This window comes from Melioribacteraceae bacterium, assembly GCA_030584085.1.
In the GTDB taxonomy this organism is placed as follows: domain Bacteria; phylum Bacteroidota; class Ignavibacteria; order Ignavibacteriales; family Melioribacteraceae; genus SURF-28.
Map to the genome: position 1 here is coordinate 3,540,175 of CP129490.1, position 18,585 is coordinate 3,558,759.

Here is an 18,585-nt window from a genome sequence, read left to right on the forward strand (position 1 = left end):
CATGTTATCATTACAGCAAAAATTTTCATTACAACAAAAACTTTCTCCTCAGCAGATTCAATATCAGAAATTGCTGCAGCTGAATACATTAGCTCTTGAGCAACGGATTAAAACCGAACTTGAATTGAACCCGATTCTGGAAGAAATCCTTGATGAAGAATTAGAGTTAAAAGAAGAACAAGACGATCCGGAAGATGCTTTAGATACCGAAGAAGAATACGACAGCGCCGATGACGAGTTTGATATTGAAGACTACATGAATGACGAGCAGTTAGATAATGATCGAATGAATAGAAGTCCCGATGAAGAACACACCCAACCGATTGCTCCACAACGTACCACTTTAAAAGAACTGCTTGTTGAACAACTTCATATGCTTGATTTGACTGAAGAAGAACTTATAATTGGGGAGAATATAATCGGCAGTTTGAGTAGAGAAGGTTACTTTAAAGATAATCTTGAAAAGATTGTAAAAGAACTAAAACTCTTCGAAGAGCTTGATATTACTTATGAACAAGCCGAAAGAGTTCTAGCCATTGTTCAAACTTTAGAACCGGTTGGAATTGGTGCGCGTGATCTTCAAGAATGTTTACTTCTTCAAATAAGAAATTCTTCTTACGATCCTTATTATTCCTACCTAGCCGAAAAGATCTTGACCAATCATTATAAAGAATTCGTTAATAAGCGGTTTGATATAATTGAAAAGGAAATGAATCTTACCCGCGAAACACTTCGGACAACTTTGGATTTGATTCAACACTTAAATCCAAAACCGGGCGAAGGAAATATTGAAGAAGAAGAATCTAATCAAATTACACCTGATTTCTTAATTGAAAAAGTTGATAATAACTATATAGTTACGCTTAACGATAAAACAATGCCTTCGCTTACAATCAGCCAGACTTATCTTGAAATGATTGATACAAATAAGCGAAGAAGAAAAATGAATGAGCGCGATAAAGAAACTCATAAATTTCTTCGTGAAAAATTTGAATCAGCAAAATGGTTTATCGCTTCAATTCAGCAACGCCGTCATACTTTAATGAAAATTATGCGCGCAATTCTGGAAAAACAATATCACTTTTTTGAAAGCGGTCCCAAACACTTAAAACCGATGATCTATAAAGATATTGCCGATGAAATCGGTATGGATATTTCAACGATAAGTCGTGTCGTAAATGGTAAGTATGTACAAAGTCCGCAAGGTATTCATGAATTGAAATATTTCTTTAGCGAAGGACTTTCAACCGATTCCGGTGATGAAATTTCCAACAAACACATTAAAGAACTTATTAAAGAAATAATTGACAGTGAATCAAAGAAATCTCCTTTCAGCGACGAAAAAATTTCCAAAATGCTTCAAGATAAAGGAATTCATATAGCACGACGTACAGTTGCAAAATATAGAGAGCAGTTAAAACTCCCCGTTGCCCGTCTGCGAAAAGAGTTATGACACTTCTTCTGGATACTTTAATAATAGTTGTTCTATTCCTATTGTTTGGTTACTCTCATTCTCTTCTCGCATCAAACAAAGTCAAAAGAAAGCTTGCTGAACAAATCGGTGATAAAATAGCTTTCTATAGATTGTTTTATAATTTTACTTCGGTGCTTACTTTTTTCCTTATCTATGTATTATCGCCCAAACCCGATCTAATTATTTATGATTTAATTTATCCGTGGGATATTGTTATTTTTGTAGTTCAGCTTTTTGCGTTAATCGGATTTTTATGGGCTGCGTCGGCAGTTAATGCTTCCGAGTTTTTTGGTATTGCTCAAATTAAGAGATACCTAAACGGCTCTTATAATCCGAGTGAACTTGATGAAAGATATGAATTGAAAAAGATCGGAGCTTTTAAGTATTCACGTCAACCGATTTATTTTTTCTCTATCCTGTTTCTGGGTTTAAGACCAACTATGGATTTCTTTTATCTTGTGTTCTTTTTATGCTTAACGATTTACTTCATAGTTGGTTCAATTTATGAAGAGAAAAAATTAACAGAACTTTTTGGTGATGAGTATGTTCAATATCAAAAAGAAACACCGTGGATGGTGCCAATAAAATTTTTTAAAAGATCATAATGAGTCATAATCATCTTAAAGATCTGTGTTCCATTTTCAATGCATCGGAACGAAGCTTTATACAGATAGTAATGATTTACTAAGATATTTGATGGGAGAATATATGAGTAACAAAATTAGATCAACAACAATTCTTGGAATAATTCACAACGGAGTTGCTGCGATTGGCGGTGATGGACAAGTATCGCTTGGTAATACGGTAATGAAACACAACTCCATGAAAATTAGAAAGTTAATGAATGGTCAAGTTGTATGCGGATTTGCGGGTTCAGCCGCCGATGCATTTACATTGCTTGGCAGATTTGAAGAAAAGTTGGAACAATATAACGGAAATGTAAGCCGTTCGGTAGTTGAACTTGCTAAGGATTGGCGAACCGATAAATATTTAAGAAGATTAGAAGCAATGTTGGCGGTCGTTTCAAAAGATAAAACATTTGTTGTGTCTGGGACAGGCGATGTAATTGAACCGGATGATAATATTGTCGCAATCGGTTCCGGTGGAATGTATGCACTAGCCGCGGCAAAAATGTTAAAGAAATACAGTAATCTTTCCGCAAAAGAAATAGTTGAAGAAGCTTTAAACACAGCGGCTGATATCTGTGTTTATACAAACAATCATATAAACGTTGAAGTAATAGAAGGATAAGTATGTCTAACAAATTAGATTTAATGAAAAATTTAACACCATCTCAAATTGTAACCGAATTAGATAAATATATAATTGGTCAAGGCGATGCAAAACGTGCAGTTGCGATTGCATTAAGGAACAGATGGCGAAGACAGCAAGTTGATGAAGCAATTAGAGAAGAAATTGTTCCGAACAATATAATTCTAATAGGTCCGACCGGTGTAGGCAAAACAGAAATAGCAAGAAGATTGGCAAAGTTAGCAGGCGCTCCATTTATAAAAGTTGAAGCTTCCAAGTTTACCGAAGTCGGTTATGTTGGTCGTGATGTTGAATCAATGATACGAGACTTAACCGAACTTGCAGTTAATATGGTTCGCGCAGAAAAAACAGAAGAAGTTCAGGAAAAAGCCGAAGCACTTGCCGAAGAAAGAATACTTGATATTTTAATTCCTCCGGTAAAGAAACCAAATCAACCATCCAATACTTCGGTTTCAACAAACGTAACCGATGAAAACGAAGCACTTCAGAATGAAAAAACACGCGAGTGGATGCGAAAAAAATTAGAAGCTGGTGAACTCGATGAACGAATGATTGAATTTGATTCGACTCAACCCGCGGTTGGTATGCAGGTTCTTGGTCCGGTTGGATTTGATGATATGGGTATTAATATTCAAGAACTTATGAGCAGTATGATGCCTAAGAAAAAGAAAAAAAGAAAAACCTCAATAAAAGATGCAAAGAAAATTTTAGCTCAAGAAGAAGCAGCAAAATTAATTGACATGGAAGCTGTGCAGCGTGAAGCAGTAAAACGAGTTCAAGAATCCGGAATAGTTTTTATTGATGAGATTGATAAAATTGCGGGAGCCAAAAGCCAGCAAGGTCCAGATGTATCTCGCGAAGGTGTTCAACGTGATCTTCTTCCTATTGTCGAAGGTTCATCCGTAAATACAAAATACGGGGTTGTTAAAACCGATCATATTTTATTTATTGCATCCGGAGCATTTCATGTTTCTAAACCATCTGATTTAATTCCCGAACTTCAAGGAAGGTTTCCAATCAGAGTCGAACTTAGCAGCTTAAACGAAGAAGACTTTATTAAAATTCTTACTCTTCCTCAAAACGCATTACTTAAGCAATACACAGCAATGTTGAATACCGAAGATGTTGAAATAATTTTTAAAGAAGATGCAATAAAAGAAGTTGCGAGAACTGCAGCACATGTTAATACCGAAGTCGAGAATATTGGCGCTAGAAGACTTCATACAATTCTCACAACTTTATTGGAAGATATTTTATTCGATGTGCCGGATAAAAACACAGAAAAGAAATTTGAAATTACAGGTAAACTAGTCTTTGATAAACTCGATTCAATTGTTAAAGACAGAGATCTTAGTAAATATATTCTTTAATTGAGATTTTAGATTTGCGGATTTAGAATTAGGGCTGTTTATGCAGCCCTTTCTTATCTAATACAGGAGGATATAATGAAAAAATTTATCTTAATAATCATACCATTAATATTCTTTGGATGCAGTTCCACCGAAGTTGTGAATTTAGATACTGCCAAAATGATAGTCCAAGATTATTATGAAAACGGTCAATATGATAAAGAAGTTGACGAAATAATAAATGACGCAATAAAAGAACTAAGTCGACAAACCTTCCCGGAAAACTCTTTGGCAATATTTGACGTTGACGAAACAATGCTTTCAAACTATGCACATACAAAAGAGATCGGTTTTGGATTTGAATGGAAACTCTGGGGCGAATGGATTCAACGCGCAGATTGCGAAGTGATTCCTCAATCAAGAAAATTATATGATTGGCTTCAGGAACGAGGTGTAAAAATTGCATTTTTAACAGGCAGAAAACCTTATGAATATGAAGCTACTATAAAAAATCTAAGTCAAGTTGGAATAATTACTTATGATACGTTAATCACACGAACTGATAAAACAAAAGATATGCTTGCCGAAGATTTCAAAGATTATGAAAGAAAATTATTAGCCGAAAAAGGTTACAACATAGTGGTTTGCGTTGGTGATCAGTGGAGTGATTTGGAAGGAAGTAATACAGGATTGACAGTGAAGTTACCGAATTATCTTTATTTGATAGATTAGTAAAATTGTAAAGCGATCATCCTTGATCGCTTTGTATTGGACTTACAAAAAATTAAGGTGAGCGACGAAGGATCGTCGCTCTACATATAAATTAATAAGAATTAAAATCCCCACCGCTGAAAGCACTAAATAATGCTGCACCAAAACTTAAAAATCCGATTACGGCAAATATTAACGAGATCAACAATAGAATTCCTTGTATCATAAAGTACATCTTGAACTTCTGCATCATTGTAACTAAGTGATAATAATTTCTGCTGATTCTTGCTTCAGTAATTTGATTACCTGCTTGGAAGAGTAAAACCCCAAGCCAAATCGGAAGCCATGCAACAATAATCCCGATAATACTTAGTGCGACAAAAACTCCCATAATAATATTTACAACCCCGAGAAACTTAAGCCAGCCGACCATATTTTCGCCAACCGCTGCCATTTCGCTTAAATGTCGTGATGCATCATCTTGTTGAGTATGAGTCTGTTCGTTAAAGTCCATTTTACCTCCTGTTTGTAAATGGATTAATTGTCGTAAAGAATTTATGGAATTAATCATTTACTATGCAAGAAAAACCTTCCGAAAAAATCCCCGGGATTTGTCCAAAACAAATGTATTTCAAAGAATAAATTATGGAATTTTTTTTCTGAAAAATCCCTGGGATTTACATGGGGTCTTGCTTAATACACTCCACAAATTTCCTTATATTTGTCCTTTCAATTTTTTCAGAATAAAGGCAAGAAATGAAGGTTAAGAATTTATCCGATATCCCAAAAGCATATAATCCGAGTGAAGTTGAAGACAAATGGTTTAAGTATTGGGAAGATCACAAATTATATCATTCGGAAGTTGATGAATCAAAAGAACCCTATACTGTTGTAATTCCCCCCCCGAATGTAACCGGAATGCTAACACTCGGTCACGTTTTAAATAATACAATCCAAGATGTTTTTGTTCGTTACAAAAGAATGCTTGGTTACAACGCTTGCTGGGTTCCGGGAATGGATCATGCTTCAATTGCAACCGAAACTAAAGTTGTAAACTTCTTAAAAGAAAAAGGAATTGATAAACATTCGCTTAGTCGTGAGGAATTCTTAAAACATTGCTGGGAGTGGACTGAAAAGTACGGCGGTATTATTATCAAGCAATTAAAAAAACTTGGTGTAAGCTGCGATTGGGAACGTGAACGTTTTACAATGGATAATCATTACCACAAAAAAGTAATTGAAGCATTTGTAAAACTATATAAGCAAGGATTGATTTATCGTGGTTATAGAATGGTAAATTGGGATCCCGCATCTAAATCAGCAATCTCCGATGAAGAAGTAATTTTCAGACAAGTAAACGGAAAACTTTGGTATTTCCAATATCCGGTTAAGGATAGCGATATTAAACTTGTTGTCGCAACAACCCGTCCCGAAACAATGCTTGGTGATACCGGGGTTGCTGTTAATCCAAGCGATGAACGTTATAAAGATTTGATCGGAAAGAAAGTTATTCTTCCAATTGTAGGAAGAGAAATACCGATTTTTGCAGACGAATATGTCGATAAAGAATTTGGAACCGGTGTTGTAAAAGTAACTCCCGCTCATGATATAAATGATTACGAAATGGGTCAGCGACATAATCTTGAAATGATTAACATCTTTAATGAAGACGCTACAACCAATAATAATGTTCCTGATGATTTACGTAATCTTGATAGATACGAAGTGCGAAAAAGAGTTGTTGCTAAATTTGAGGAACTCGGTCTACTTGAAAAGATTGAAGACTACACAAACAATGTCGGTTATTCAGAACGGGGCGGTGTACCGATCGAACCTTATCTTTCCGAACAATGGTTCATGAAAATGGACGAACTTTCAGCAGCGGCTTTAAATGTAGTCGATGACGGCAAAGTTAATTTCCATCCAAACCATTGGATAAAAACTTACAAACACTGGATGGAAAACATAAAAGATTGGTGTATATCACGTCAACTTTATTGGGGACATCGAATTCCGGTTTGGTATCACAAAGAAACAAAAGAAATTTATTGCGAAGTTAATCCACCCAAGGACATTGAAAATTGGATTCAAGATGAAGATGTACTAGATACTTGGGCTTCAAGTTGGATTTGGGCACAAGATGTTTTTACAAATGAACGAGATCAAAATTATTACTATCCGACCAACTTACTTGTTACCGGACCCGATATAATTTTCTTTTGGGTTGCCAGAATGATAATGGCCGGAATGCATTTTAAAAACGATATTCCTTTTAAGGATGTTTACTTCACAAGTATCATTCGTGACGAAAAAGGAAGAAAGATGAGCAAGTCACTCGGCAATTCTCCAGATCCGCTCGAAGTTATTGATCAATACGGTGCCGATGCTTTACGATTTACGATAAACTATATTGCTCCGCTTGGACAAGATGTACTCTTCTCAACCGATAAATGTGAAATTGGAAGAAACTTTGCTAACAAAATTTGGAACGCGGCTCGCTTCTTATTAATGAATACACAAGATATTGAACTTGATGAATCTCTAATCAATAAACACATTGATTTTTCTGATAAGTGGATTGAATCACGTTTTAATAGCACAATAAAATCATACAAATCCGCGCTAGATAAATTTGATATCAATGGTGCACATAAAATTATTTATGGATTTATTTGGAATGATTTCTGTGATTGGTACCTTGAAATGTCCAAGAACAGAATCTATTCCGATGATAAAGAAATTAAATCTGCTGTATTAACACGTTCAATAAATCTATTTGCCGAAATGATGAAATTACTTCATCCGATGATGCCTTATATAACTGAAGAAATTTGGCAATTACTAGGGGAAAGAAAAGAGGGTGAAAGTATCTCGACTTCAAATTTCCCCGAAGCAGATGAAAGTAAAATTGATAGAACTGCCGAAGAAGAGATTGAATTTATGCAAAGTGTAGTAAACGCAATCAGAAATATTCGTGGGGAGATGAACATTGCTCCGTCAAAACAAATTGACATTTACTTAAAAGCCGATAAAATTACAGAAGTTCAAAAGCGTTACATAAAATCATTAGTTAAAGTAAATAACTTGAACGTTGGTGCAAATATTGAAAAACCAAAAGCAAGTGCTTCATCGGTTGTTAAAGGATGCGATATTTATATTCCTTTGGAAGGATTAATTGATCTCGATGTTGAACGTCAAAGAATAGAAAAGGAAATTTCTCGTTTGGAAGGATTGTTTAATTCGGTTTCAAAAAAACTATCTAACGAAAAATTTGTAAACAATGCTCCGGTCGATGTTGTTGAAAAAGAAAAAGCAAAACAACATGACTGGTCTGAATCAATAGAAAAACTGAAGAAAATTTTGGAAGATTTAAAATAGTTTTATAAACAGCAAGAATTAGTAAGCTTGCTAATTCTTGCTTTAAAATATTATCGAAGATTTAAGACGCTGCGCTCACCTTCCTCGCCATTCTTGAATAAAGAGATAACTTAGGATCAAACAACCACCTCAACCATAATAAGAACCATGATTTGTGATAATGCAAATTATTATAAAATTCCGGAGCAATTTCTCTCAGCTTAGGTAACTTGTTCCAAGGAATTGATGGAAAATCATGATGTTCGTTATGATAACCAACATTCAAAGCAAGAATGTTTAACGGACCATAATAACTATATGTTTCCTGCGGTGGATATGTAAGAAAATGTTCTTGTATCCATCTGGCGCCAAGCGGATGAAATCCGATTGAAAAGAAAAATGAAAAAACTAAATAGAGAAATGAAATCCAACCGAAGAAGTAAATTATTACAAAATCAAAAGCGAAGACGAAGAACCAATTTATAAATGTCCACGCATCAGCAAATTTAATATTGAGTCTTGGAGGACGCAGCGCTTGAAATACCGGGAAGAACAATAACCACAAACTTTTTCCAAAAAAATTACTTCCGATTAATTTCGCTTCCCACATACTTGCCAGATCCGCATCAAGTTTATAATCCCCTTGATGTGAATGATGCTGCAAATGATAGGTTCTAAATGAAATACTGCTCGGGACTATGTTGGGCAAATCTGCAATAATTCCGATTAATTTGTTTAGCGTTCTGCTCTTAAAAATCAAATTGTGAGTTGCTTCGTGAATTAAGACAAACAATGAGTGATTAGCAAATGCACCGATCACAAATGCGGTAATTAAAGCCATCCACCAAGCTTGTGCACTTAATAAAATTGCAATAATAATCTGCAATGCAACAACTCCGATTATTATAACACCACTCATTGGAGTTCGTGAAATTAATTCTCTTACTTCGGGATGTGCTTTTAGAATATCTCTTGTTCTTTGTTTATGAGGTTCAGGTTGATCGGAATAAACAAAATCTTTTTGATGAGACATATTCATTCCTCCGTTGGAGTTTTTCCTTAAACAAAAATATAAAATTCTACTAAAAGTATTCACCTAAAGTAGAGACTTGATCACGCCACAGGCGGACAAGTTCATCAAGTCTCTGCTATAGTTCAAGCAATTAAAATAACAAATCCCTTTTGAGTACTCTTATTCGGGTGAGAGATTTAATGAATTAAATCTCTACGGGAGTAAACCAAATTGTGTGAGGTGGTGAGTTAAATGTTTGATATGAAAATTTTCCCACTCTCCTCTATTTAATTCACCGAAGGTAGGGTTTATCAATTTAGCATCCGGCTTCTTATCAAAAAACTTATAATAATCTTCGACTTCTTTTAATAGATTTGACTTCGCAATTTCTATTGTTTGAAATTGATATCCTTGCGGAACTAATTCGTTTGCCGGACTCTTAAACTCACGTGGCAATTCCTTATCGCTGGATAAAAATCTTTTTAGAATCGGAAGTTTTCTTTCTTCCGTGAAGCATTCTATTTCCAATTTGCCGGAAGATATTCTGAATGTATTTATTAAATGCTCGACCATTTTTTGTGCGGTCATTGTTCCCCATTGCGGTATGGTTTTGTCATCGAGTTTTTCGATTTTACTAATTAACTCGTCAATTTTTGTATTCATTATGACCTATCTAGTGATTGTAATAATATTCCCTTCTAAAACTGCAGTGTATCTTCGTAACGATGACGCTGCCGGTCCGGTTACAACATTACCCAGTTGATTATATTGGCTTCCATGACAGGGGCATGTTGCAATATTATTCGAAGCGAAGGAACCGACTTGGCATCTTTCATGTGTGCACTCTCTGCTGAATGCAATGACCGAAGATTCGCTTTGACGGTAAATAAAAATTCCCCGCGGATCAATATCATTTGCACCAAGTGTGAGCAGCCCGCCAACAGTTTGAAGCGATGAATTTTGAGCCGATGATATATCTACGGTTAATTGAACTGTTCCGCCCCCGTTACCATTTCCGTTTGGTGAAGTCGGTGATGAATCATCGCCTGAACATGCATTGATAAATGTAACAACAAAAGAACCGACTGCTATACCGCCAATTGTCTTGGCAGATTTATTTATAAAATCACGCCTGCTTATATCGCAGCCCAGTTTATGCAATTCAATATCCGTTAACATACTAGCCTCGCTATTAATTAATGTATTTATGATACACAACAATAACAGGACGGCAGCTCTTATTTACGAAATGCGGGATTTAACATCAAGGAATAATTTTATGCAAGTCCACTTTCTGTAAAATAGATGAATTTAATTACGATAAAACCCGATTATTGAAAAACAAAGGAGTATTACATTTAATTCTGCATTTTTTATATTTGCCTTAACTATATAGAAAGGCTGACTTTGTTAGAGTTACTACAGAATGCATTCCTCAACATAAAATCACCAGCAATATTATTTTTTATACTAGGTTTTTTTGCGTCAATTATAAAATCCGATTTAAAGATACCTGAATCGATAGCAAAAATATTATCAATCTATTTAATGATGGCTATCGGTTTCAGAGGCGGAGTCGAAATTGAACATAGCGGTTTGAGCCCTGGTCTGTTAAGTTCAATCGGGATAACGATATTTGTCGGTATTCTTATTCCTCTAATTAGTTTTATAATATTAAAAAAAGTAAATAAGCTTGATACAATTAATGCCGGAGCAATTGCTGCTCACTACGGTTCGGTAAGTGTTATAACATTTGTTACTGCCGTCACGTTTTTAGAAAGAGAGATTGTTATATACGACGGGTTTATGGTTGGTATGATGGCATTAATGGAATCTCCTGCTATTTTCATCTCCTTACTGCTTGTTGCATATCTCACAAAAAAGAAATCTGCATCAACTCAATTTCATATAAATGAAGTTATTCGCGAATCACTTTTTAACGGCAGCGTTATTCTTCTATTCGGAAGCATGTTAATTGGATTTACAACAGGTGAACAGGGCTACGAAATTACGGAACACTTTTTTGTTTCACCATTTCAGGGAATATTAACTTTGTTTTTGCTTGAAATGGGAATGCTTGCCGGAAAGCGAATCGATGAATTCAGAGAAGTTGGAATTTCTCTTGGGTTATTTGGGCTTTTAATGCCAATTTTTAATGGAATTCTTGGTGCAATATTGGCAACTGCAATAGGATTGACTGTTGGAAGTGTTACACTTTTTGCCGTTTTAACAGCAAGCGCATCCTATATTGCAGCACCGGCTGCAGTACGATTAGCATTGCCTTCGGCTAATCCTTCTTATTATATTACAATGTCGTTGGCGATTACATTCCCTTTTAATATCGTTTTCGGAATCCCACTCTATTATTCGATCGCAGGTTTTTTACAAAATATTATGTGAATATAAAATGAAAAAGTTAGAGATAATAATTGGCAGCTACGAGTTAAATAAGGTAATCGATATACTTGAAGACAGTGAGGCTTTAGGCTATACGGTTATTGCAGATGCCGCAGGCAGAGGGAAAAATGGTAAACGGGTAAAGGATGAAATAACAGAAGTGAACCGTAGAAATGTAATTATGTGTATCGACAATGAGGAAAAGATTAAAACCATAATTGAAAAATTGAAAATACTGAAAGAACGTTATTCGTTAAAAGCTTTTGTAAGTGATGTAAGTATGGAGTTGTAAATAATAAATGGAGACAATTTTATTGCATGACCTTACAAATATCAATTAGTCCTCTTAATTAATATTCTGTTCCGACAATTCAGCAGCGGCTGTTTCAAATCACCGATCTTCAGTTTTTATTAACAGACCCATTCAATTATAATAATAGGAATGCTACTTCGCTAATATTTATGTTATTTGTTTAATTTCCATAGAATTCACTTTTTTGCAACCGTAGATTTATAATATTGCCATTCACTCGAATTGGACGGGAAAATGAATTTTCGTTTGTAGGCAGTAATAATAATTCATTGCTTGATTCTCTCTGTTAATTAGGACAAAATGTATTATATTCACCTGTAATATTGCAAAGCAAAAAATATCATATAAATTTTTTAGAGAGGAGTTAGTAATGGATAAAAAGATAATTGCCGTACTTGGCGCTACCGGGGCTCAAGGCGGTGGATTAGCTAACACTATATTATCCGATAAAAACAGTGAGTTTTCCGTAAGAGCAATTACGAGAGATGTAAATTCCGATAAAGCGAAAGCTCTTACCGATAAAGGAGCCGAAGTTGTAAAAGCTGATGTTGATGATGCTAATATCATTACAAATGCATTCAAAGGTGCATACGGAGTGTTTGCAGTTACTTTCTTCTGGGAACATTTTTCACCTGAAAAAGAATTAAATCAGGCTAAGATATTTGCCCAAGCGGCAAAGGATACCGGGGTTAAACATTTGATTTGGTCAACTCTGGAAGATACTAGAAATTGGATTCCGCTTGATGATGATAGAATGCCGACACTTGGCGGAAAATATAAAGTCCCTCACTATGATGCCAAAGGAGAATCAAATAAATTTTTTGAAGAAGCGAATGTTCCTACTACTTATTTGAATACATCTTTTTACTGGGATAATTTTATTTACTTTGGTATGGGTCCTAAAAAGGGTGACGACGGTAATTATTATTTTGCATTCCCGATGGATGATAAAAAATTACCGGGAATTGCCGCGGAGGATATCGGTAAATGTGCATACGGGATTTTTAAGAATTATGATAAGTATGTAAACAAATCGGTTGGAATTGCTGGTGGACATTTAACGGGCTATCAAATGGCAGATGCTATGAGTCAAGCTCTCAATAAGCCAATAAAATACAATCCCGTTTCACCTGAAGTTTATCGAGGTTTCGGTTTTCCGGGTGCCGATGACTTAGGTAACATGTTCCAATTTAAAAGAGATTTTGAAGCTGAATATTGCTCTGCAAGAAATCTGGATGAATCCCGCTCGCTTAATCCCGAACTTCTCACATTCGATGCATGGCTTGCAAAATATAAAGAAAGAATACCGTTGGATTAAAAAACAATTTTAGGGGCTGTCACAATGTTAAAATTATCATTACACTTATTCCTACAGCCCCTTTTTTTATTGAATTTTGCTCTTCGTTAGTATTAGACACAATTGTGCAACCCTTATTATTCCTTATATATAATTTTACCCCGCATTTATTATTTAAGAATGTTGAAATATAATTATATCATCATTATATTAGCATTATGAGTAAAATTCGTTTTCAATGGGATTCTCTTAAAAACAGTGTAAATATTAAAAAGCACAAAGTCTCTTTTGAAGAAGCGAAATCAGTATTTTTTGATGAAAATGCACGATTAATATCAGATCATGAACATTCGAGCGATGAAGAACGTTATATCATTTTGGGTTTATCAAATAAATTAAGACTTCTTGTAGTCGTTCATACGTACAGAGAGAATGACGAAATTATTAGGTTAATCTCAGCAAGAAAAGCAACAAAATCTGAAAGCAAATATTATCACGAGGTGAATTAAATGAAGAAAGAATATGATTTTTCGAATTCAAAAAAAAATCCTTATACAAAAAAGTTAAAGAAGCAGATATCGATTCGAATTGAAAATGATACCATTGAGTACTTTAAGGAATTGGCATCCGAGACTGATATCCCTTATCAAAATTTGATGAACCTTTATTTAAGAGCTTGTGCAGAAAAAAACATTAAGCCAAATATTAAATGGGAGTAGATGAACACACTTAAGTTAAGAGGGTGCGCCTTAATGTATCTTAAAATGGGGGTTGAGGTAAATATTGGTCGCTTATTGAAAATATGAAGTTAAGGGAAGGCAATCTTCGCCTTCCCTTTAATAAAATAAATTACTTCCCATCAATCTGTTTCAACAATTCATTAACTGCAGCTCTAAGCTGTGGATCATCACCTTTAGCTTTTGAATCAGGAGCATCGTCAATTATAATATCCGGTACTGCAGGTACAAAATCCATGTTTTTATCATCTGCTTTTACGTACCAACCGCGACCGGGTAATCTTACATATGATCCGTCAACCAAACCTTGAGCACCTGTTGAAATAACAGCACCGAATGTCGGAATTCCAACCAATGTACCGATTCCTAATTGTTTGTATGCATGTGAGAAAATTTCTGCATTAGAATAACTGTTTTGATTACACAATGCAATTGAAGGTTTTATCCAAGCAGCGAAAGGTAATCTTTCACCGAGAGGATAATAATCACGGAATTTAGTTTTCTCTTTTTCTAAATCTTCAGCTGCGCCTCTAGGAATAGTATAAGCATGTTGTTTGTAATTTAAGATTGTCATCAAGTAATCTGTTGTCCAGCCTCCGCCGTTAAATCTAACATCAATCACAATACCTTCTTTACCGAGACCGCTTGCTGTAAGTTCACGCTCGAAAACTTCAAAACTCGGCATGCTCATTCCTCGTATATGTAAGTAACCTAATCTTCCATTCGAATATTCTTCCGTTAATTTTCTTCTATCATCAACCCATTCTTCATAAAGATCGTTGTTAACGGAATTAGTCGGACGAATAACAACTTCACGTTCACCGTCTTTTCCTTTTACTGTTAGAAGAACTTTTTCATCTGCTTTGTTATTAAAGTAACTGAAGAAGTTAACTTTGTTATCAATTTTATTTCCGTCAACGGAAGTTATTACATCATCGACAAATAGTTTGCTTCTTTCTTTATCAGCCGGAGTGTTAGGAACAACACGAAGAACTTTTATACCGTCATCAACTGGTTCAATCTCAATTCCGAGTAAACCGGTTCTATCTTTTTGAGTTTCAGCTCTATCGGGAACTCCGTACAACCCCATATGACTTGCGTTAATTTGTCCGAGCATTTCATTATAAACTGTTTGGAAATCCTGCTTGGTGGAAGTTCGCATTGCCCATGGTTTATATTTCTTTTTTAGAGCTTCGAAATCTCTTCCGTGAAAATCGGGATCGTAGAAATTAAGATCGAGAGCGCGCCAAGCTTCATCAAATACTTGATCTTGTTCGGCATAGTAATCAACTTTAAGATCAGCTTTGTAAGGAAGTGATTCATCTTTTGAAGCGCCTACATCAAATCTTCCGATCGATCCGCCGCGTTTCATGAAATACATGTATTTACCTTCGGGATCAAGATAAAATCCGGACGGACTTTTACCGCCGCCCATAACAACTTTAAGATCTTTCCCATCCCATTTAACACTGTAAAGATCGGTTCCGTTATCGGTTTTGCTGTCACCGGTAAATAAGAAAGTTTCGCCGTCATTTGAAATAACAAAATTACTTTCATCGCCTGTCATCGAGGTAACTTGAGTAAGTCTTCTGTGAATATTTTCAAAATCGATTACAATCGGTTCAACTTCATCTTTCTTTTCATCTTTGTCGTCGCCTTTCTTTTTATCTTTTTTATTATCACCATCGTCATCTTTTTCTTTCCAATCATCTTTTGTTTTTTCGAAATCTTCTTTCTTTAACCAAGTAAACCAAACATCATAGTTGCTGTTGTTTCGGGCGGAAGAGAAACCAAGTTTTGAGCCGTCTTTACTCCAGAATGGACTGTAATCACCTCTCGGATGCATACTAACATTAACCGGATCTTTGCTTCCGTCAACCGCGTGAATATAAATTTCAGAATTGAAATAGAGATCCGAAAGTTGATAAGCTAACCATTTGCTATCGGGACTCCATGCAATACTTCCCGGTGTATCCCATCCATCTAATAAAGTTTTCGAATTACTTAATTTTCCATCCGCGGAAATATCAGCAACAATTAATTCTCCTCTTCCGACAACATAAGCAATCTTTTTTAAGTCGGGTGAAATTACCGGATTTCTCTCTTCACCATCGGTGCTTGTTAATCTTTCAATTTTATGCTTAAGCGATTTGAAAAGATTAGGTTGTTTTTCCTCGGCTGAACGAATCATGAATAAATCATTTTGATCATATTTGTCGCTTACAAATATTAGAGTAGAGTCATTTAAGAAAGTAACCATTTGATCACGTGAACCGGGATCGTTTGTAAGATTTTTACTTTTACTTTCTTCTTTATCAACTTCTTTTATAAATACATCACCGCGAACGACAAATGCCATCAATTTTCCGTTTGGTGAAACCGCATATTCACTTGCGCCTGAAGTTTCTGATTTGTATTCAACGGGATCAAATCTGTAATCTGCTGAGATATTTACATTAACTTTTTGAGGTGTGCCGCCGTTTGTTTTCATTACATAAATATCAGATTGACGTGAGAATGTCGCGGTTGATCCGTCACGGCTTACAGATAAATATCTTAATCCGTCTTCTTTAAAATTAGTGAGCTGTTCGTTGCTTCCAACGGCTTTACCGTTATCATCGATTTTTAATCTGTGTACATTATAAATTCCGCTTTGTGCGCTGATATAATAAACAGTTCTTGAATCACCCCACTGCGGCATCCAATCATGACCTTCAAAATCGGTGAGTTTATTGTGTGTGTCATTCTTCGTATCGTAAACCCAAACATTATAATTTGCCGAACCTGTGTAAGCTTCTCGTGTTGGTCTGTATCCTCTTACATAAGCGATGAATCTTGAATCGGGACTCATAACCGCCATATCACCAACTGCATTAAGAATTCTTCTTTCCGTTCCGCCGTTTGCTGAAATTGCCTGGATTTCGTTATTCCATTCAATTTGTTTGAATTCTCTGTTGGTTGTAAAAATTAAATCGTTTGATGAAGTCCAATCCGATAACACATCCGAGATCGAATGATATGTAAGTCGTTTGGAAGTTCCGCCGGTTGAAGGAATTACGAAAATATCATTGTTACCATAACGGTCACTCGAAAAAGCGATCATAGAATTATCGGGACTCCATTTCGGATTCCCCTCGTATGCTTCGTGAATTGTTAATCTTACCGCATTGTTTCCATCAGCATCCGATACCCAAACATCACCTTGATAAGAAAAAGCGATTTTTGATCCATCTGAGTTTAAAGAAGGATTAAAAACGAAAGGTGAATCTTGAGCAAATAGAAATGATGTTAAAACTAAGATTGAAATGATAAGTTTCAGCTTCTGCATGATCTCCCCAATTTGTTTGAATGGTATTTAATAAATGAATTTCTAAAGATACGAAAACAAGTAGCTATTTTAGAAATTATTAGACGCCAACATCTTCGAAAAGTTGGGTAGATAATTCAACTAAAGCCCTTCAAACAAATCCGTAATTGGTGGATCAAAATTTTCTTGAAATAATTCGAATACGGACTCTTTTTTGAGCAATCCTTTTATATTGGATTGTTCAATGACGGATTTATATGATTCATAACAATCGAGTGCATCGTGCAAAGCCTTCATATCTTGATCGTCAACGGTAACAATGCAGTCAATCTCTTCTTCTTTTGAGAAGTTTAATTTAAAGTGCGGACTTTCTTTTGATGTTTGTTCATCAACCGTTACCATTGCAAATCTTTTCGGATAACCGGCAGTCTCTTTCAATCTGCAGAAAACACTTTTTACAACAGCATGAGAAACTAAGTGATCGTGAAATCCGCTTATACCGTGAACAGCGTATGTCGCGACAACATCCGGTTTTATTTTGTGAATATGTTCTTCTACAATTTTTTCAATTTCGCGAGGATCCATTTCTTTTAATCCGCTGTCGGGTAAATTCAAAACCGTCATGCCTGTAAGTTTCAGAGTTTTTTCAACACAGAGCATTTCTTTGTAACGGACTTCTCCCATTTCTTCAATTGAAAGATTGAGATCAAAACGTTTTTTTGTTGCACCGCCTTTTGTTAATGTGAGAAGATAAACTTCATGACCTTCTCTAATTTGTTTGTGCATTACATGTGCCGGTCCGAATGATTCATCATCCGGGTGTGGATATATGTATAATATTTTCATTGAGTCTCCTGTTATTACGGTTTATATAAAAGAAAAACCAAGGCAACCACCCCCGCCTGCGTCGGGCAAGCCCGCCTTCGGCGACCCCTCCTTTTCAAGGAGGGGATTTTTTAAAAATGTTTTTTTAATTTAAGTGAAAATGAGGATCCATAATAAAAAATATTTGAAAGAAAACCGAAAGCAACTAAGAAATAATTCTACCGAGGCTGAAATTTTATTATGGTTGGAATTAAAACAGAGCAAGTTGGATGGCAGAAAATTCAGAAGACAGCATAGTATCGGGACTATATTGTTGATTTTTATTGTCCTTCGGAAAAATTAGCAGTTGAATTAGGTGGTGAAATTCATTTTCAAGAAGAACAAATTAAATATGATAAGAGTAGAGATGCTTATATAAATTCGTTAGGAATAAAAGTAATCAGATTTGAAAACCAAGATGTAATTTACGGAATTGAAGAAGTTTTAAAACAGATATCAAAAAAATTTAAGAAATCCAAATAATCAAAAGCACAC

General features: G+C 35.3%; 17 protein-coding genes. 11 read left to right on the forward strand and 6 right to left on the reverse strand.

The genetic code is table 11. The features are described 5' to 3' along the window. Position 1: 1 nt before the first annotated feature. The 5 genes from rpoN (at position 2) to QY331_15935 (ending at position 4,827) form a co-directional block, all read left to right on the forward strand. Positions 2-1,453: an RNA polymerase factor sigma-54 gene (gene rpoN, locus QY331_15915; protein ID WKZ69448.1), complete on the forward strand. Its 1,452-nt coding sequence runs from the start codon at positions 2-4 to the stop codon at positions 1,451-1,453. Next, on the forward strand, positions 1,450-2,079 hold the full coding sequence (locus QY331_15920; GenBank protein ID WKZ69449.1) for a methyltransferase: 630 nt from the start codon (positions 1,450-1,452) through the stop codon (positions 2,077-2,079). The genes rpoN and QY331_15920 overlap by 4 nt, the downstream gene beginning before the upstream one ends. Positions 2,080-2,182: 103 nt before the next feature. Then, positions 2,183-2,725, forward strand: a complete 543-nt coding sequence (hslV, locus tag QY331_15925; GenBank protein WKZ69450.1) for an ATP-dependent protease subunit HslV — start codon at positions 2,183-2,185, stop codon at positions 2,723-2,725. Between the two features lie 2 nt (positions 2,726-2,727). After that, on the forward strand, positions 2,728-4,116 hold the full coding sequence (gene hslU, locus QY331_15930; protein WKZ69451.1) for an ATP-dependent protease ATPase subunit HslU: 1,389 nt from the start codon (positions 2,728-2,730) through the stop codon (positions 4,114-4,116). 75 nt (positions 4,117-4,191) lie between these two features. Continuing rightward, complete coding sequence (locus tag QY331_15935; protein ID WKZ69452.1) at positions 4,192-4,827, forward strand: HAD family acid phosphatase; 636 nt, start codon at positions 4,192-4,194, stop codon at positions 4,825-4,827. 91 nt (positions 4,828-4,918) lie between these two features. On the opposite strand, the gene QY331_15940 is transcribed toward QY331_15935, so the two are convergent. Beyond that, positions 4,919-5,320: a DUF5362 domain-containing protein gene (locus QY331_15940; protein ID WKZ69453.1), complete on the reverse strand. Its 402-nt coding sequence runs from the start codon at positions 5,318-5,320 to the stop codon at positions 4,919-4,921. A gap of 242 nt (positions 5,321-5,562) precedes the next feature. Here QY331_15940 and QY331_15945 point away from each other — a divergent pair, with 242 nt between their 5' ends. Continuing rightward, positions 5,563-8,184 (forward strand): valine--tRNA ligase, encoded by a 2,622-nt coding sequence (locus QY331_15945; protein WKZ69454.1) that lies wholly within the window; start codon positions 5,563-5,565, stop codon positions 8,182-8,184. A 61-nt stretch (positions 8,185-8,245) separates the two neighbouring features. On the opposite strand, the gene QY331_15950 is transcribed toward QY331_15945, so the two are convergent. The 3 genes from QY331_15950 to QY331_15960 form a co-directional block, all read right to left on the reverse strand. After that, positions 8,246-9,196 (reverse strand): fatty acid desaturase, encoded by a 951-nt coding sequence (locus QY331_15950; protein ID WKZ69455.1) that lies wholly within the window; start codon positions 9,194-9,196, stop codon positions 8,246-8,248. A 192-nt stretch (positions 9,197-9,388) separates the two neighbouring features. Beyond that, positions 9,389-9,838, reverse strand: a complete 450-nt coding sequence (locus tag QY331_15955; GenBank protein WKZ69456.1) for a DUF1569 domain-containing protein — start codon at positions 9,836-9,838, stop codon at positions 9,389-9,391. Between the two features lie 6 nt (positions 9,839-9,844). Then, positions 9,845-10,354, reverse strand: a complete 510-nt coding sequence (locus tag QY331_15960; GenBank protein WKZ69457.1) for a Rieske 2Fe-2S domain-containing protein — start codon at positions 10,352-10,354, stop codon at positions 9,845-9,847. A 228-nt stretch (positions 10,355-10,582) separates the two neighbouring features. On the opposite strand from QY331_15960, the gene QY331_15965 reads away from it, so the two are divergent. From QY331_15965 to QY331_15985, 5 genes are all read left to right on the forward strand, one after another. Continuing rightward, positions 10,583-11,575, forward strand: a complete 993-nt coding sequence (locus QY331_15965; GenBank protein ID WKZ69458.1) for a sodium-dependent bicarbonate transport family permease — start codon at positions 10,583-10,585, stop codon at positions 11,573-11,575. Between the two features lie 7 nt (positions 11,576-11,582). Further along, positions 11,583-11,864 carry a DUF190 domain-containing protein gene (locus QY331_15970; GenBank protein ID WKZ69459.1) on the forward strand — a complete coding sequence of 94 codons (282 nt, stop codon included), beginning with the start codon at positions 11,583-11,585 and terminating at the stop codon, positions 11,862-11,864. 391 nt (positions 11,865-12,255) lie between these two features. After that, entirely contained in the window at positions 12,256-13,203 is a 948-nt protein-coding gene (locus QY331_15975; GenBank protein WKZ69460.1) for an NmrA/HSCARG family protein, read from the forward strand. Positions 13,204-13,400: 197 nt separating this feature from the next. Further along, positions 13,401-13,691 carry a BrnT family toxin gene (locus QY331_15980; protein WKZ69461.1) on the forward strand — a complete coding sequence of 97 codons (291 nt, stop codon included), beginning with the start codon at positions 13,401-13,403 and terminating at the stop codon, positions 13,689-13,691. After that, positions 13,692-13,901 carry a CopG family antitoxin gene (locus tag QY331_15985; protein ID WKZ69462.1) on the forward strand — a complete coding sequence of 70 codons (210 nt, stop codon included), beginning with the start codon at positions 13,692-13,694 and terminating at the stop codon, positions 13,899-13,901. Positions 13,902-14,031: 130 nt separating this feature from the next. On the opposite strand, the gene QY331_15990 is transcribed toward QY331_15985, so the two are convergent. After that, entirely contained in the window at positions 14,032-17,247 is a 3,216-nt protein-coding gene (locus tag QY331_15990) for a S41 family peptidase (GenBank protein WKZ69463.1), read from the reverse strand. 120 nt (positions 17,248-17,367) lie between these two features. Next, entirely contained in the window at positions 17,368-18,072 is a 705-nt protein-coding gene (locus QY331_15995; GenBank protein WKZ69464.1) for a PIG-L family deacetylase, read from the reverse strand. Between the last annotated feature and the right edge of the window lie 513 nt (positions 18,073-18,585).

What these genes read in the sequence shown, in the direction of transcription:
- rpoN (WKZ69448.1), top strand. Translation starts at nt 2, where the DNA reads ATGTTATCATTACAGCAAAAATTTTCATTACAACAAAAACTTTCTCCT.
- QY331_15920 (WKZ69449.1), top strand. Translation starts at nt 1,450, where the DNA reads ATGACACTTCTTCTGGATACTTTAATAATAGTTGTTCTATTCCTATTG.
- hslV (WKZ69450.1), top strand. Translation starts at nt 2,183, where the DNA reads ATGAGTAACAAAATTAGATCAACAACAATTCTTGGAATAATTCACAAC.
- hslU (WKZ69451.1), top strand. Translation starts at nt 2,728, where the DNA reads ATGTCTAACAAATTAGATTTAATGAAAAATTTAACACCATCTCAAATT.
- QY331_15935 (WKZ69452.1), top strand. Translation starts at nt 4,192, where the DNA reads ATGAAAAAATTTATCTTAATAATCATACCATTAATATTCTTTGGATGC.
- QY331_15940 (WKZ69453.1), bottom strand. Translation starts at nt 5,320, where the DNA reads ATGGACTTTAACGAACAGACTCATACTCAACAAGATGATGCATCACGA.
- QY331_15945 (WKZ69454.1), top strand. Translation starts at nt 5,563, where the DNA reads ATGAAGGTTAAGAATTTATCCGATATCCCAAAAGCATATAATCCGAGT.
- QY331_15950 (WKZ69455.1), bottom strand. Translation starts at nt 9,196, where the DNA reads ATGTCTCATCAAAAAGATTTTGTTTATTCCGATCAACCTGAACCTCAT.
- QY331_15955 (WKZ69456.1), bottom strand. Translation starts at nt 9,838, where the DNA reads ATGAATACAAAAATTGACGAGTTAATTAGTAAAATCGAAAAACTCGAT.
- QY331_15960 (WKZ69457.1), bottom strand. Translation starts at nt 10,354, where the DNA reads ATGTTAACGGATATTGAATTGCATAAACTGGGCTGCGATATAAGCAGG.
- QY331_15970 (WKZ69459.1), top strand. Translation starts at nt 11,583, where the DNA reads ATGAAAAAGTTAGAGATAATAATTGGCAGCTACGAGTTAAATAAGGTA.
- QY331_15975 (WKZ69460.1), top strand. Translation starts at nt 12,256, where the DNA reads ATGGATAAAAAGATAATTGCCGTACTTGGCGCTACCGGGGCTCAAGGC.
- QY331_15980 (WKZ69461.1), top strand. Translation starts at nt 13,401, where the DNA reads ATGAGTAAAATTCGTTTTCAATGGGATTCTCTTAAAAACAGTGTAAAT.
- QY331_15985 (WKZ69462.1), top strand. Translation starts at nt 13,692, where the DNA reads ATGAAGAAAGAATATGATTTTTCGAATTCAAAAAAAAATCCTTATACA.
- QY331_15990 (WKZ69463.1), bottom strand. Translation starts at nt 17,247, where the DNA reads ATGCAGAAGCTGAAACTTATCATTTCAATCTTAGTTTTAACATCATTT.
- QY331_15995 (WKZ69464.1), bottom strand. Translation starts at nt 18,072, where the DNA reads ATGAAAATATTATACATATATCCACACCCGGATGATGAATCATTCGGA.